The organism is Acinetobacter sp. 197 (assembly GCF_048148385.1).
Lineage (GTDB): Bacteria > Pseudomonadota > Gammaproteobacteria > Pseudomonadales > Moraxellaceae > Acinetobacter > Acinetobacter pecorum.
Genome location: NZ_JAYWZK010000005.1, coordinates 22,831 through 37,171, shown reverse-complemented (window position 1 = coordinate 37,171; position 14,341 = coordinate 22,831). Strand labels below are relative to the sequence as shown.

At 45.9% G+C, this 14,341-nt stretch carries 13 protein-coding genes and 2 tRNA genes; 9 read left to right on the top strand and 6 right to left on the bottom strand.

Annotation, left to right across the window (positions count from 1 at the left end; genetic code table 11):
- Nucleotides 1-166: 166 nt before the first annotated feature.
- On the bottom strand, nt 167-784 hold the full coding sequence (hisH, locus tag VXQ11_RS06455) for an imidazole glycerol phosphate synthase subunit HisH (protein ID WP_416681375.1): 618 nt from the start codon (nt 782-784) through the stop codon (nt 167-169).
- Complete coding sequence (gene hisB, locus VXQ11_RS06450) at nt 784-1,377, bottom strand: imidazoleglycerol-phosphate dehydratase HisB (RefSeq protein ID WP_005095198.1); 594 nt, start codon at nt 1,375-1,377, stop codon at nt 784-786. Before hisB ends, hisH begins: the two co-directional genes overlap by 1 nt.
- Nucleotides 1,378-1,473: 96 nt before the next feature.
- On the opposite strand from hisB, the gene VXQ11_RS06445 reads away from it, so the two are divergent.
- The 6 genes from VXQ11_RS06445 to tehB all read left to right on the top strand — a co-directional run bounded on the left by VXQ11_RS06445 (nt 1,474) and on the right by tehB (nt 5,147).
- On the top strand, nt 1,474-1,851 hold the full coding sequence (locus VXQ11_RS06445) for a GNAT family N-acetyltransferase (protein ID WP_064095005.1): 378 nt from the start codon (nt 1,474-1,476) through the stop codon (nt 1,849-1,851).
- A 204-nt stretch (nt 1,852-2,055) separates the two neighbouring features.
- Nucleotides 2,056-2,131, top strand: a tRNA-Phe gene (locus tag VXQ11_RS06440).
- Nucleotides 2,132-2,268: 137 nt separating this feature from the next.
- Nucleotides 2,269-2,344: transfer RNA gene (locus VXQ11_RS06435), tRNA-Phe, on the top strand.
- 221 nt (nt 2,345-2,565) lie between these two features.
- Entirely contained in the window at nt 2,566-3,072 is a 507-nt protein-coding gene (locus VXQ11_RS06430) for a hypothetical protein (protein ID WP_416705687.1), read from the top strand.
- A gap of 218 nt (nt 3,073-3,290) precedes the next feature.
- Nucleotides 3,291-4,040, top strand: a complete 750-nt coding sequence (locus VXQ11_RS06425) for a hypothetical protein (RefSeq protein WP_064102634.1) — start codon at nt 3,291-3,293, stop codon at nt 4,038-4,040.
- A 240-nt stretch (nt 4,041-4,280) separates the two neighbouring features.
- Nucleotides 4,281-5,147, top strand: a complete 867-nt coding sequence (gene tehB, locus VXQ11_RS06420; RefSeq protein WP_064095002.1) for an SAM-dependent methyltransferase TehB — start codon at nt 4,281-4,283, stop codon at nt 5,145-5,147.
- A gap of 90 nt (nt 5,148-5,237) precedes the next feature.
- Here tehB and VXQ11_RS06415 read toward each other — a convergent pair whose 3' ends face one another.
- The 3 genes from VXQ11_RS06415 to fadB all read right to left on the bottom strand — a co-directional run bounded on the left by VXQ11_RS06415 (nt 5,238) and on the right by fadB (nt 9,278).
- Entirely contained in the window at nt 5,238-5,618 is a 381-nt protein-coding gene (locus VXQ11_RS06415; protein WP_064095001.1) for a hypothetical protein, read from the bottom strand.
- A 324-nt stretch (nt 5,619-5,942) separates the two neighbouring features.
- A complete protein-coding gene (gene fadA / locus VXQ11_RS06410) occupies nt 5,943-7,115 on the bottom strand; it encodes an acetyl-CoA C-acyltransferase FadA (RefSeq protein ID WP_064095000.1) in 1,173 nt (390 codons plus the stop codon).
- Nucleotides 7,116-7,127: 12 nt separating this feature from the next.
- Nucleotides 7,128-9,278 carry a fatty acid oxidation complex subunit alpha FadB gene (gene fadB, locus VXQ11_RS06405; protein ID WP_416705686.1) on the bottom strand — a complete coding sequence of 717 codons (2,151 nt, stop codon included), beginning with the start codon at nt 9,276-9,278 and terminating at the stop codon, nt 7,128-7,130.
- 586 nt (nt 9,279-9,864) lie between these two features.
- On the opposite strand from fadB, the gene VXQ11_RS06400 reads away from it, so the two are divergent.
- On the top strand, nt 9,865-10,299 hold the full coding sequence (locus VXQ11_RS06400; RefSeq protein ID WP_144724813.1) for a PH domain-containing protein: 435 nt from the start codon (nt 9,865-9,867) through the stop codon (nt 10,297-10,299).
- On the opposite strand, the gene VXQ11_RS06395 is transcribed toward VXQ11_RS06400, so the two are convergent.
- Nucleotides 10,296-11,357 (bottom strand): AAA family ATPase, encoded by a 1,062-nt coding sequence (locus VXQ11_RS06395; RefSeq protein WP_064094997.1) that lies wholly within the window; start codon nt 11,355-11,357, stop codon nt 10,296-10,298. The genes VXQ11_RS06400 and VXQ11_RS06395 overlap by 4 nt on opposite strands.
- A 225-nt stretch (nt 11,358-11,582) precedes the next feature.
- Between VXQ11_RS06395 and uvrC the strand changes: the two genes are divergently transcribed.
- Both uvrC and VXQ11_RS06385 read left to right on the top strand, forming a co-directional pair.
- Nucleotides 11,583-13,382 (top strand): excinuclease ABC subunit UvrC, encoded by a 1,800-nt coding sequence (uvrC, locus tag VXQ11_RS06390; protein WP_064094996.1) that lies wholly within the window; start codon nt 11,583-11,585, stop codon nt 13,380-13,382.
- Between the two features lie 115 nt (nt 13,383-13,497).
- The gene (locus VXQ11_RS06385; protein WP_064094995.1) at nt 13,498-14,292 is read left to right on the top strand and encodes a thioesterase family protein; all 795 of its coding nucleotides are present in this window, start codon (nt 13,498-13,500) and stop codon (nt 14,290-14,292) included.
- The last annotated feature ends 49 nt before the right edge of the window (nt 14,293-14,341 follow it).

Sequence of the window (14,341 nt, the reverse complement as noted above, 5' to 3'; positions counted from 1 at the left end):
TATTGTATTTCCCCTGAGTTTAATTATTTTTAAATATAAAGAGTTACTTCAAAATCATAACAATTTTAATGGCTAAAAAATAGTCAGAATTCTAGCAGTGAACTAATCTAAATGAATAAAAAAGCCCGCAGATGCGAGCTTTTTAGAAACTTTAAAAATCCTGAGATTAGATCTTCCAATCCACAAAGTTTTTCAATAACTGTAAACCGGCGGTATGGCTCTTTTCCGGATGGAACTGGGTCGCAAACAGGTTTTCTTTATGAATTGCGGTACAGAACTCGATGCCATAGGTACAAGTCGCTGCCACCAGGTCTGAATCTTGTGGTTCTACATAGTAACTGTGCACAAAGTAAAAACGCGCGTCCTGTTCGATATTGTTCCACATCGGATGGTCAGGATCAGCCTGATGCACCTGGTTCCAGCCCATATGCGGCACTTTTAAGCCCGCCATTTCCGGAAAATGCTTGACTGCGCCTTCAAAAATACCCAGTGCCTCTGCACCGCCATTCTCTTCGGAATGTTGCATCAAGGCTTGCATACCCACACAAATGGCCAGTACCGGCTTGTTAAATACGGCGTTGCGTACCACTTCATCAATCCCGGCTTCGTGCATACCTTGCATGCAGTCACGCATCGCGCCTACGCCCGGAAAGACAATCTTGTCTGCTTGTGCAATCAGTTTTGGATCATTGGTCACATCAACCGTGGCACCGACATGTTCTAATGCTTTTGCCGCAGAGTGCAAATTTCCCATGCCATAATCAAGAAGGGCAATACGGGTCATTACAGCGTACCTTTGGTTGAAGCTACCGTATTGGCAGCACGTGGATCGACTTCACAGGCCATACGCAGTGCACGCGCAAATGCTTTAAATACGCTTTCGATCTGGTGATGGCTGTTTTTGCCCTTCAGGTTGTCGATATGCACGGTCATCAGCGAGTGGTTCACAAAGCCCTGGAAGAATTCAGAGAACAGGTCTACATCAAAACGGCCGATCATGGCACGGGTAAATGGAATATCCATAAATAGGCCCGGACGACCCGACAGATCGACCACGACACGGCTTAAAGATTCATCAAGTGGCGCATAGAAATGGCCATAGCGTTTCAAACCTTTTTTATCACCCAGCGCTTGCGCGAAAGCCTGACCCAGCGTAATACCGCAGTCTTCTACAGTATGATGGTCGTCAATTTCCAGATCGCCCTCACAATGAATATCAATATCAAACAGGCCATGCCGCTTGATTTGATCAATCATATGATCTAAAAAGGGAATACCCGTGTTTAAGGTGCCTTGACCAGTACCGTCGAGATTCAAACGAACTCGAATTTTGGTTTCGTTGGTATTTCTTACCACTTCACTGATACGATCTGTCATAGACACGTTCCTCAAATACGTCAAAATGATTGATGTAGAAAATATTTTCGCCGTGACGAAGTCACCGCATATTAGATTGCTCAGGAGGGTTTATCAATGCCTATCACCGTACATGCTTATACTTCTTTAGAAAATGACGAAGTGCGCAGCCAGCTTGAGCGACTGTATGACACGAGCCCGGAATTTAGCGACGGGTCAGATGCCATGGAACAACTAGAGCAAAACCTTGCACAGTATACCTCAGTTTATAGCGCAGAATTTAATAGCAAAATTATTGGGGCAATCTGGTGCACCGGGCAGGGCGAAAGCCGGATTCTGGAAAATATCGTGGTACATCCGGCCAACCGTGGTCGTGGTGTGGCAGAAAGGCTGGTCAGTGAAGTCTGTCGCATGGAAGAAGATAAAGGCGTGAAAAATTTTGTACCGGGCTGTGGGGCCATTCATCGTTGTCTGGCCAATCTGGAAAAGATATAAAGATAGCGCAGTCAAAAGCAGCCTTAAGGCTGCTTTTTTATGTAAGCAAGCGTCTAGATCTGTTTGAATTGCTAAGGTCTTTGGTAAAAACTGTTTGAATTGTGACTCAAATTGACCCGAGTTGATGGAAAAGTAAACATTTGATGAAAATTATTCTCTCCGCTCTTGACGATTTATAATGGAGACTGTTTAATACGCGACATCGGCGTGATAGCTCAGTAGGTAGAGCAACGGATTGAAAATCCGTGTGTCCCCAGTTCGATCCTGGGTCTCGCCACCATATTTTAAAACGATTTAAAAGTTTTCAATCCCTGATCCCATCAGGGATTTTTTTTAGGCCAAAAATCAGGCACTCAAATATTTTTTTCATAATTTTGATTGACTAATGAAGCCAGATACGGCTTAATACACCGCATCGGCGTGATAGCTCAGTAGGTAGAGCAACGGATTGAAAATCCGTGTGTCCCCAGTTCGATCCTGGGTCTCGCCACCATATTCAAAAAAATCCTCAAACCATGTTTGGGGATTTTTTTTGTCCGGACTAAAGTCATATCAAGATTTTTCCTAATTTTTCAATCTTTTTAATTGCTTCCTTTTTTAGTTTAAGCTGTTTTTATTTGTCATTTACCGTTTATCAAACTTAACAATAGGCACTGGTATTATTTGTAAGCTTTCAGTCAGATGCTTTCCCTTTTCCAAACGAGGGTGAATATGATGAATCTCCTGAAACCCATAATACGAAGCCTGATAGCCACCTGTATGACTTTGACTTTACCGTTATTAGGTCATGCTGGCTCTACGGGTGAATCTGATTCCGTGATACTGCCTACGCTTACCGTAATGGCAGAACCTGAACTGCGTGCGGTGATTGAAGTTGTGCCTTACCAGGAAGATGCAGCTCAACAACAGGCCTTGCAAATGCGTCTGATGGAAATTGAACGTGATATCCAGTCTTATAGCGTCGATGCTGATTTTGTCGCAAATATTGATGTCATGCGTGCACCTGCTCCTCCAGATCTGGACAGCCTGCCTGTGATCTTCCAGGAATATGTGCTGGCTGTAGCACAGGGCTTATTGTCTTCAGATCCACGAAATGGGCTGTATGTGGTGTTGCAACCTTTTGGTATTAACCGCGATGCCACCACCGTCCAGATTGCCCGTGAGCAGTTTAATTCCTACCGGAACCAGCTTAATCTTTCACTGCCATCTCCTTCCAGGTAAGCCGTGCCCGGCATTGGACTTTACTAGTTGCGGGCTTGTGTAGCAGCAACTAAAGATCAAAAACAAGCAGGAAGTTGAAATAAATTTCCTGCCAGATCGGTGTTATATCTTCATAGGTAAGTATTGCTGGAAAAATTGAACATCTTGAATTGTGTCTAAAAAATAAGCATAGTGGATAGGAATCTACAAGATCTGATGGATAGAACTGGAGCGTGTACATGCCGCGTGTTTTTATGATTTTAGCTGCTGTGACACTGGCAATTTTTATTGGGCTGTTTTATCAGCATTCTGTCCAGCAAAAACATCAGGCCGAGCTGCTGGAATATGAAACCGTACTAGAAGAAAAAACTGAAAGTATTGCACAGCAGGCACAGGACTGGTCTAAACCGATTCAGATCGAGCTGGAAGATGACCGTCTGGAGGGCGACTATGCCATTATGGCTGAATTCATGCTGGGGCAATTGCGTGACAGTGCCGAGGAACGTAATCAGTATCTACGGGATCTAAAAGCGGCCAACTGGCAGAATTTTCTGGATATTAACCGCTTGGCCAAGGACCAGACCCAAGATTATAAAGAAACTGAAGCCATGCTTAAGCAAGTCCATCAAATTATGGACAGCTATCAGCAGAAAATCCAGCAACGTGATGCTGAGCTGATCGACAAGGCACAGCAACTGGATATTAAAAACCGTTATCGCCAGCAACTAACCCAGAATCTGAAAGATAGTCAGCAAAATAGTAATGCACATGTCATTTTCGAAATCGAAAAACAGAATTTAGCCAAGGCAGATGCTTTATTTGCAGTCTTAAAAAAGTATAAATGGCAAAAGAAAAATAACATGTTTATGTTCTATGACGATAAAGCGGTGAAAGAGTTTAATGCGCTGTACAAGGAAATTCTGGACCTGAACAAGCAGATGCAACAAGTCGCGAGCGCTAACCAGAAAGCAGTAGAAAACAAGTTATGACCTGTCTTGGATGGTCGGCCAGATTACTGTCATCCACTGCTCAATACGGGTTACTGAATTGAAGCTGTCAAATCCAGGCAGCTTTTTTTATTTTCTGGATAGTCCTCATCTTGCTATTGTATGGACACAGCGTACATAAGCATGATTTTAATTCCGGCATCAACAGTCTATGCTCGAAAGTAACAGCCGCTGCTTAAACAATAAAAGGTGGCATATGGGCTAAGTGGAGGGAAGTCAATCATGCAAGAACTGAAATGTTATAAGGAGTTTCCGGTCTGGACACAGCAGAGTATTCCTCAGGGTTTCAAAAATAAGCACAATACCAAAGCAGGCACCTGGGCAAAACTGACCGTCTTAAAAGGTAAGGTACATTTTGCCATGCTGGACCAATCTGGCGAGGTGCAATCCGAGCATGTGTTTACTCCAGAGCAGCAACCGCCATTTATTGAGCCTGAGGTATGGCACAAAATTGTCTCTGCCAGTGAGGATGCCGAATGCCAGCTGCGTTTTTATTGCCGGCCTGATGATTATTTCAGCAAGAAATATCATTTGAATCCTACCCATTCTGAAGTATTGGCCGCCATGCCCTATTTAAAGGGTGGTCGTGCCCTGGATATCGGCTGTGGTACAGGACGTAATGCGCTTTATTTAAGCCAGAACGGCTTTAAAGTAGATGCCTGGGATGTCAATGAAAACAGTTTGCAAACCTTAAGACAAATTGTGCAGACGGAGCAGATTGAGCATATTCAGGCGCAGCGTCGCGATCTCAACACGGATACCAGTATTACAGGCCAATATGACTTTATCTACTGTACTGTAGTGATGATGTTCCTTGAGGCAAAAACCATTCCGCCGCTGATTGCACAAATGCAGCAGGCGACAGTTCCGGGTGGTTATAATCTGATTGTCTGTGCCATGGATACAGACGATATTCCGGTACAGCCAGACTTTCCATTTAGTTTTAAACCGGGTCAGTTAAGCGAGCTGTACGAAGGGTGGAAGCTGATCAAATACAATGAGAATGTTGGCGAACTGCATCGGGTGGATGAACAGGGTCATCGGATTAAACAGCACTTTGCCACCATGCTAGCGCAGAAGGTTGAATAGAAGATTGAGGATTTTTTTAAATTCCTGAATTAAATCATCCAAAACAAAAAAAGATGTCAGGCTGACATCTTTTTTATGCTTAAAAAAATACTAAGCCGCTTTTTTAAACCAAGAGAACCAGCCTTTTTTCTCAGCTTTTACTTCTGCTTTTTCAGCAGCAGCGTCTTTGGTTTCTACTGCTTCAGTTTGCGCAGCTTCAACGTGTTGTTCTGCTGTAGCTTGAGCTGTTTCTACTTGAGTTGTCGCTTCTGTTTTTACTGCTTCAGCTTTAGTTTCAGCCGCTTGTTGAGTTGCAGCAACAGTCGCTTGAGCAGCTTCAACTTTTGCTTGTACAGGTGCAGCAGTTTCTTTAGCAACAGTTTGGGTTGTTTTAGTTACAACAGTTGCTGGTGTAACTTGAGCTTCAGTTGCCATTGCAGATGCAGAAGTCGCTAAGATTGCAGTCGCGATCATTGTTTTAAGCATGTTCATATAAATCCTTTTAAGGAAATAGGAAAAAAGAGGCTTGATCATACATATATAAAATTTAAGTGATTCATAAATAGGATTTTATTGGTTGATTATTCAACTGAAATTACAAAGGGATAACATTGCTTAGAAAGGTACAAGTTCAAAAGAACTTGATAAGTTGGTTCAGGTACATTTCGGTGGCCTCCGAAATCATTCATACGGCTTAAGTTATTTTTATAAAACCAATTAGAAATCATAGCTAGCTTATAGCACTGATAATTTAGAATTTCTTTTAATAAAAAACCCCGCACTAAGCGGGGTTTCTTTTATCGAGGTATTTAAAAATTAAACACGTTCGATCACTGTTGCAATACCTTGGCCAAGGCCGATACACATCGTCGCAAGACCGATTTGCGTATCTTGTTGTTCCATTACGTTTAACAACGTTGTTGTGATACGCGCACCAGAACAACCCAATGGGTGACCCAATGCAATCGCGCCACCGTTTAAGTTTACGATGTCTTGCTTGTCATACAGACCTAAACCTTTAAGAACAGACAAGCCTTGTGCCGCAAATGCTTCGTTTAACTCAACCGTTTGCATGTCTTCAATTTTAAGACCAGCACGTTTAAGTGCTTTGTGTGTTGCGGGAACCGGACCATAACCCATGATCGCAGCATCACAGCCTGCAACTGCCATAGAGCGAATCACAGCACGTGGTTTAAGACCTAAAGCTTGAGCGCGTTCAGCAGACATAAGCAACATGGCAGATGCACCGTCAGACAAGGCTGAAGAGGTTGCTGCAGTCACTGTACCGCCTTTCGGATCAAAGACTGGGCGTAAAGCACGGAAGGTTTCGATATTGGCATCCGGACGGATCACTTCATCGATATCACACAGCATTTTGTAGCCATCTGCATTGTGACCTTCAATACCAACAATCTCGTTCTCGAACAGACCATTTTCAGTCGCAGCCCAGGCACGGCGGTGAGATTCCACACCAAACGCATCCTGTTCTTCACGGGTAATGCCGTTCATACGACCCAACATTTCAGCAGTCAGACCCATCATGTTCGACGCCTTAGCATAATGCTTAGACGCTTCAGGGTTCAGGTCGATACCGTGCATCATGCCAACATGGCCCATGTGCTCAACACCACCGATGATGAAGATATCACCCTGGTTCGTCGCAATTTGCGCAGCCGCAGTGTGAATCGCCTGCATAGACGAACCACAAAGACGGTTTACCGTTTGACCTGCAACAGTCTTCGGCAAGTCTGCCAGTAATGCGATATTACGGGCAATATTCATACCTTGTTCTAGGGTTTGGTTCACACAGCCCCAGATGACGTCTTCAACTTCATTCGGGTCGAATTCGTTACGTACCAACAGGGCACGGACAAGCTCAGCAGACATTGAGTCGGCACGTACATTGCGGAACATGCCGTTTTTGGATTTACCCATTGCTGAACGCACGCCATCAACGATGACAACGTCACGTGGATTTAAAGTAGCCATTCACGTTGCTCCTTAACCGTAGAATTTTTTGTTGTTAGCAGCCATTTCACGCAACATTTCTGGCGCTTCATAAGCTTTACCAAGGTGTGCATATTTATTGCAAAGTGCCACATACTCAGCTACACCGGTTTGATCGATGTAACGGCATGGACCACCACGGAATGGAGGGAAACCAACACCCATGATCATTGCCATATCTGCTTCAGCAGGTGTTGCCACGATATTGTCTTCCAGGCAGCGAACAGTTTCATTACAGAAAGCCAGCATCATACGGTCAATGATTTCCTGAGCGTCAAACTCACGTTTTTCCGCAGTTGCAACAGATGCCACAAGCTCATATGCAGTTGGATCAACCACTTTGGCTTTTTTGCCTTTACGGTCAAGTTCATACTTGTAGAAACCAACGTCGTTCTTCTGACCAAGACGGTTGTTTTCATACATCACCTGGATCGAACCTTTGTAATCAGGTTTCATGCGATCCGGGAAGCCTTCAGCCATGACTTCTGCACCATGCACGCCCGTGTCGATACCGACAACGTCCATCAAGTAGGCAGGACCCATTGGCCAGCCGAATTTTTCCATGACTTTGTCGATTTGCTGGAAGTCAGCACCATCTTTAAGTAACAGGTCAAATGCACCGAAGTAAGGGAACAGTACGCGGTTCACCAGGAAGCCCGGGCAGTCATTGACCACGATTGGTGTTTTACCCATTTTCTGAGCAAGCACCACAGTCGTTGCAATCGCTTCGTCAGAAGTCTTCGCACCGCGAATCACTTCAACCAGTGGCATCATGTGTACTGGGTTAAAGAAGTGCATACCGACGAAGTTTTCAGGACGTTCCAGGTTTTCAGCCAGACGCGTGATTGAAATCGTAGAAGTATTAGATGCAATGATCGTGTTTTCACGAACTTTTGCTTCAGTTTCTTTCAGTACGATACCTTTGACTTTTGGATTTTCAGTCACGGCTTCGATCACGATGTCCACTTCTTTAAACTCGTCATAGCTTAAAGTTGGACGGATGCGCGCAAGAGTTTCACCCATTTGAGCAGGCTTCATCTTCTTACGTTCAACCTGCTTGGTCAGCAGTTTGTTCGCTTCAGACATACCCAAGGCAAGTTGCGGGTTACCGATGTCTTTCATGATGATCGGCGTGCCTTTGCTTGCTGCCTGGTAAGCAATACCGCCACCCATGATACCTGCGCCGAGAACGGCCGCCTGGTTCACGGGATGTGCACCTTGTTCATATTTCTTGGAAGTTTTCTTCACCACCTGGTCGTTCAGGAACAAACCGATTAATGCACCTGCCTGTGGTGTGACTGCGGCTTTAGCAAAACCTTCAGCTTCAGCTTTTAGCGCGTCATCACGATGCAGGCTAGCACCTGCTTGTAATGAATCCAGTAGTAATTTTGGCGCAGGATATTGAGCCGGGTTGGCTTTGGCCAGCACCATACCTTTAGATGAATTAAACGCCATCATCTGTTCGATCGGACTCAGTCTAACCGGATCAAGTTTTTCCTGACGCTTGTTCTGCCAGTCTAAACGGCCATGAATCGCCTGTTTCACCAGGTCAATCGCAGCATCTTTCAATTTGTCTGCAGCAACCACTGCATCGACTGCACCATCTTTCAGCGCAGCAGCAGGTTTTTTAGGATTGGCCATTGCCATCCATTCTACCGCGTTATCGATACCGATCAGACGGCTTAAACGTACTGTACCACCGAAGCCCGGGAAGATACCCAGCTTGATTTCAGGCAGGCCTACTTGCGCTTGTTCTGACATGACACGGTAGTCACATACCAGGCACATTTCGAAACCGCCACCCAGTGCCATGCCGTTAATGGCCGCCACTTTAGGAATGTCGAGGTCTTCGAAGCTGTTAAAAATTTCATGTACTGGCATTGCCCAGTCAACAATCGCTTGTTCACCCTGAGCAAAGTTGTCGCCGAATTCAGTGATATCAGCACCTACAATAAATGTAGATTTACCTGAAGTAACGATTAAACCCTGAATGTCTGCTGCGGAAACTGCGTCAATCGCAGCCTTGAAATCTTCAATCGTTGCACGGTTGAATTTGTTAACGGACTCACCTTGTAAGTCAAAGCGGAATTCTGCAATCCCGTCCTCAAGCATTTGGACGGTAATGGCATTGCCAGCGTGGATCATGCCCTGATCTCCTTTATTTTGGAGGACTTCTAAGTTGATGTTGTGAAGCAAGTGCGCATGTCCCGCGCACTTTTTGACTTCGCTAATCTTACGATAACTATATCCAAAAAGAACATAACAAGTTGTATCAAGCCGTGACGCAATGGTCATCAATTTCTGCCGGCTTGATCCGACCGGTTATAATTTTTCCTTTCAGTTTCTTATAGCCCGATGAACCAAAGATTCTGTTTCAATTCATTATTTTTCATTGATCAGCCTGACTGATATGGAGCAGAATGCCTGATTTTCAAGGCAAGCATCTCGCTAAGCTGCGTCAATTTAGTCAATTTCAGTCTTGAGCACAGGATTTTTCTCGCCGAATCTGGCTGATTGCAGGGCTTTCAGGTAGTGGTCGAGATTTTTCTATCGGCACAAATAAAACTGCCGTATCTCATTTCCGGTTACAGGAATTTGCTGAAAGTAGCCAGGAAGATCACGGCTCAAACGATATCTGGATTGAAATAATTTTCATCCTTCCAGATCCAGGCCCTGTCATCTGTGCCGAAATTGTTTATGATGATCCTGCACCTGGATATGGGGGATATCGATGCACGTGTTTCGTTCTAAAAAAGACTGGTGGTTGCTGGCTTTTGTGATTTGTATGAGTGGCCTGCTGCTGCAACTGCTGTTGACCATGCAGGCCAAAGGGACCATGCAGCAGTATCCGCTGCATACCGCTGTGTATATTCTGACTATTATTATCCTGTGGTGGCCGCTGTGGAGTACGCGCTATTTGGTGGACAATGGGGTATTGACCATAAAAAGCCTGTGGTTAAGCTGGAAGATTCCGTTAAGTGCAATCCAATCCATTCAGCCCACCGAGCACTCTATTATTGCACCAGCCTTGTCCTTAAAGCGTCTACGGATTGACTATACGGATGCGGGCGTGCAGAAATTTATATTGGTTTCACCCAAAAATCAGACTACTTTTATGCAGGCCCTCCAACCAAATAAAAACGGAGAGAGAGTCTACCTTAGTTAAGCTTTTGCCTGCTCAGGTACAACCACAAGCTGTGCCTTAATACAGTCCAGGTGCAGGCTCAATTGCTCGGGCTGGTTTAAAAAAGACAGCGCCAGAATTGGCTCCAGTTCGGTACGCATCTTGCGGCCCAAATGCCGGGCGCCGTAACGGATATCATGACCCTGATAGAAATAGGCTTTGGCTGAAGCGCTTAAATGCACGCTGCGTTGCTGATGTTGCAAGCGCTTGTTCAGTTTATCCAGTTCAATTTCGACCAGACGTGGCAGGGCATCATGCTGTACCGCCTGATAATGTAGACTGCGGTCAATCCGGTTCAGAAACTCGGGATCAAATTTACGCTGCATGACTTTTTCAATGATGCGCTGGGTGGGCACCCGTTTTAAACACAAGGCCTGCATTTTCTGTGGCAGGTAACTGAGTTTGTCCAGATATTGCTGCGCTGCCTGTGCACCGACATTGCTGGTCATAAAGACCATGCAGTTGCGAAAATCGATAGTTTTAGTGCCCGCTGTCAAGGTCAGCCGGCCAGTATCCAGCACGTTCATCAAGCCGCGAATCACTTCGTTACTGGCTTTTTCCAGTTCATCAAACAGCATGATGCCGGGCCGGGTATGACTGCCGGCAATCGCAGTTTCATCAAACAGGCTGTGACCTTCCTTGGAGCCGACATAACCCGGCGGTGCACCGGTCAAAGCCGCTGCATAATGTTCCTGTGCCAGAGTATTCATATCAATCCGGCAAAAGGCATCCGGGCGGCCATAGATCGCTTCGGCAATCAGACGTACGGTTTCAGTTTTACCGACGCCAGTAGGGCCCAGCATCAAGGTCACCGACAAAGGGCGATCCGGACTGGAAAAATCTGCCTTGACCACATGCAGCATTTTTTCAATTTCATTCAGGGCTGCATCCTGCCCAATAATCCGTTCACGTAGCAGCTGCATTACATTATTTGGCTCGAAATGAAAACGCGGTTTGCCAATCAGACGATCACGTTCAGACAGGTGATGGGTGGAAGTGGAGGGTTGAACAATATGAATGTCCGATTGCTGCATGGTCATGCGAATCATCTCAAAACTAGACTTTTTGAGCATAACAAAGTTAAAGGTTGAAATTTATAGCTTTTAACAATCAGTTTATGTCGTGAGGATTATAGATTGGGGGGATAACCCGACAGGAACTTTAAGATTAGGTGGCAGCTTCAGGGGAATTTTGTGTTTTTGCTTGAAAATGACGCAACAATCATCACATATATCTGCAGATTGTAGGTGAAAAATAGGCTTTAGGTGAACGAAAACGCACGCCCCCATATTGAAAAAATCCTGGCGAATATGACCAGCCTGCCCGGGGTCTACCGGATGTATGGCAAAGACGGCGAATTATTGTATGTGGGTAAAGCCAAAAACCTGAAAAACCGGGTCTCCAGCTATTTTGTCAAAACGCTGGATCATCCCAAAACCCAGGCCTTGGTGGCACGGATTTATGATATCCAGACCCTGGTGGTACGTTCTGAAACTGAAGCCTTGTTGCTGGAACAGAACCTGATCAAGCTGCATCATCCACCGTATAACATCATGCTGCGTGATGACAAATCTTATGTCTATATTTTTGTTTCGGCAGATAAACCCTATCCGCGTTTAGCCAGTGGACGTGGCAAGGGCAAGCACCAGGTGGGCAAGTTTTTTGGACCTTATCCGAGTGCTTATACGGCACGGGATACTCTGGTGGTGCTGCAAAAACTGTTCAATGTGCGTTCCTGTGAAAACAGTTTTTTTGCCAACCGGACCCGGCCATGTCTGCAATACCAGATCAAACGCTGCTCTGCGCCCTGTGTCGGATTTATTTCTCCGGAAGACTATAAGGCAGATGTCGATAACTCGATCCGCTTTTTGCAGGGTGATACCAAGGAGCTGAATCAGGAACTGATCGCAAAAATGGAAGCGGCCGCTGAAGCGCTGGAATTTGAAAAAGCGGTGTTCTATCGGGACCGGATGGCGCTGTTAAGAGAGGTACAGTCACAGCAGGCGATTTATAAGCTCAAAGGCGAAGCCGATATCCTGTCGATTGCTTATCAGGCCGGAGTGACCTGTGTGCAGATCATGCATGTGCGCAACGGTAAAATGCTGGGTGGGAAAAGTTATTTCCCGGATATGCTTAGTGATGACCTGGGGCAAATGCTGGCCGATTTTATTGCCAATTTTTATTTTCAGGTGGCAGATGAAATCCCGGCTGAACTGATTGTCAATCTGGAAGTGGCTGATCGTAAGGAACTGGAAGCAGCACTGTCGCAGCATTTTGGCAAGAAAATCCAGATCAAGTCTAAAGTCCGCGAAACCCGGGCCGAATGGCTGGAACTGGCGCAGATGAATGTACAGCACGCGATTCAGGGCAAGCTAGCCAATCATATAGAATTAAATGAGCGTTTTCATCAGCTGGAGCAGGTGGTCGGCCGTCCTGTAGACCGGATCGAGTGCTTCGATATTTCACATACCATGGGCGAAGATACCGTGGCGTCCTGTGTGGTCTTTGATAGTGGTGGCGCGCGCAAGCGCGATTATCGCCAGTTTTCCATTCAGGATATTCAGGCGGGCGATGATTATGCTGCCATGCGTCAGGCGCTGACCCGTCGTTATAAAAAAGCCCTGTTGCCAGACTTGCTGCTGATTGATGGTGGCAAGGGGCAATTGCACATGGCGATGGAAGTTATGCAGGAACTGGGACTGGATGCTTTTATGGTTGGTGTGTCCAAAGGTGAGGGACGTAAGCCCGGTCTGGAAACCCTGCACTTTACCGATGGCAGTAAAATTCAATTACCGGAGGATCATAAGGCGCTGCATCTGATTCAGCAGGTGCGTGATGAAGCACACCGTTTTGCGATTACCAAGCACCGTGCCAAACGTGACAAGAAACGGGGTTCATCAGTGTTGGAAGTCATTCCGGGGCTGGGACCAAAACGCCGTCGTGACCTGCTGACTCATTTTGGCGGAATTCAAGGGGTGCTGAAAGCCTCAGAAAAAGATCTGCAAATGGTGCCGGGACTGGGTTCAGTCATGGCCAGAATGATTTATAAAGTACTGCATGAATGACGCGTGACTTAAATGCAAGGGCCAAAGTGCGCATTGACGCTTGGGTCACGTGACATTCACAACCTGATGAATTTTGCCCAATATACTAAGCATCAAGACTTACTGAGGGACCAACATGTCTTTGCATGCACTTTATGCACAAATTGCCGAACAGGAATGGGTGGAATTTCCACAGGGATGGTTACAGGGCCGTACCCTGTATGGTGGTCTGGCTGCCGCGATGATGATGCAAAAAGCGGTTACACAGATCAATGATCCTGCCAAGCATCTGCTGAGTTGTAGCGTGACCTTTGTCGGCCCGATTCAGCAAGCCAAAGTACGGTTGACGGCTGAAATCCTGCGGCAGGGTAAATCTGTGACGACTATTGAAGTACGTTTATGGCAGGATGATGCCGTGCAAAGTATTCTGGTTGCCAGTTTTGGAATTTCCCGGGATTCCGCCATTCAGGTGCAGCAACAAGCCCAAGCTCCTGACTTTGCTGCGCCAGAGCAGTTGTTTCAGATTCCTGCGGGTTATGGCATGCCAGACTGTTATAACCATTTTGAAATTGCCTGGGCGGATGTCAATCTGCCCTGTAGTGGCAGCCCTCGTCCAGACTTTAGCGGCTGGTGCCGTTTTCATCCCGAAAAGCATCGTAACCGTGAATTTCTGGTCGCAGACCTGATGGCTATTTTTGATATCTGGCCACCCGGGGTGTTACCGATGTTTAAAAAAATGGCACCTGCAAGTAGCTTGACCTGGACCGTGACGTATGTGCATCCGGTGCAACACCAATTGCATGATTGGTTTAAATATAAAGTATTTACTGATCATGCTGCAGATGGTTATGCGACAGAACATGCTTGTCTGTGGGATACCGAAAATCGCCTGATTGCGATGGCAAGACAAACAGTGACGGTGTTTGCCTAGTGACACTTTCGGTCAATTCGTATAAAGTGAAGCCTATTAATGATGGATC

Bases quoted from the DNA above. Each gene is read 5' to 3' on its own strand.
- fadA (WP_064095000.1), bottom strand. From the start codon at position 7,115: ATGGCTACTTTAAATCCACGTGACGTTGTCATCGTTGATGGCGTGCGT.
- VXQ11_RS06385 (WP_064094995.1), top strand. From the start codon at position 13,498: ATGTCTTTGCATGCACTTTATGCACAAATTGCCGAACAGGAATGGGTG.
- hisH (WP_416681375.1), bottom strand. From the start codon at position 784: ATGACCCGTATTGCCCTTCTTGATTATGGCATGGGAAATTTGCACTCT.
- VXQ11_RS06430 (WP_416705687.1), top strand. From the start codon at position 2,566: ATGAATCTCCTGAAACCCATAATACGAAGCCTGATAGCCACCTGTATG.
- tehB (WP_064095002.1), top strand. From the start codon at position 4,281: ATGCAAGAACTGAAATGTTATAAGGAGTTTCCGGTCTGGACACAGCAG.
- VXQ11_RS06425 (WP_064102634.1), top strand. From the start codon at position 3,291: ATGCCGCGTGTTTTTATGATTTTAGCTGCTGTGACACTGGCAATTTTT.
- VXQ11_RS06415 (WP_064095001.1), bottom strand. From the start codon at position 5,618: ATGAACATGCTTAAAACAATGATCGCGACTGCAATCTTAGCGACTTCT.
- fadB (WP_416705686.1), bottom strand. From the start codon at position 9,278: ATGATCCACGCTGGCAATGCCATTACCGTCCAAATGCTTGAGGACGGG.
- hisB (WP_005095198.1), bottom strand. From the start codon at position 1,377: ATGACAGATCGTATCAGTGAAGTGGTAAGAAATACCAACGAAACCAAA.
- VXQ11_RS06400 (WP_144724813.1), top strand. From the start codon at position 9,865: ATGCACGTGTTTCGTTCTAAAAAAGACTGGTGGTTGCTGGCTTTTGTG.
- VXQ11_RS06445 (WP_064095005.1), top strand. From the start codon at position 1,474: ATGCCTATCACCGTACATGCTTATACTTCTTTAGAAAATGACGAAGTG.
- VXQ11_RS06395 (WP_064094997.1), bottom strand. From the start codon at position 11,357: ATGACCATGCAGCAATCGGACATTCATATTGTTCAACCCTCCACTTCC.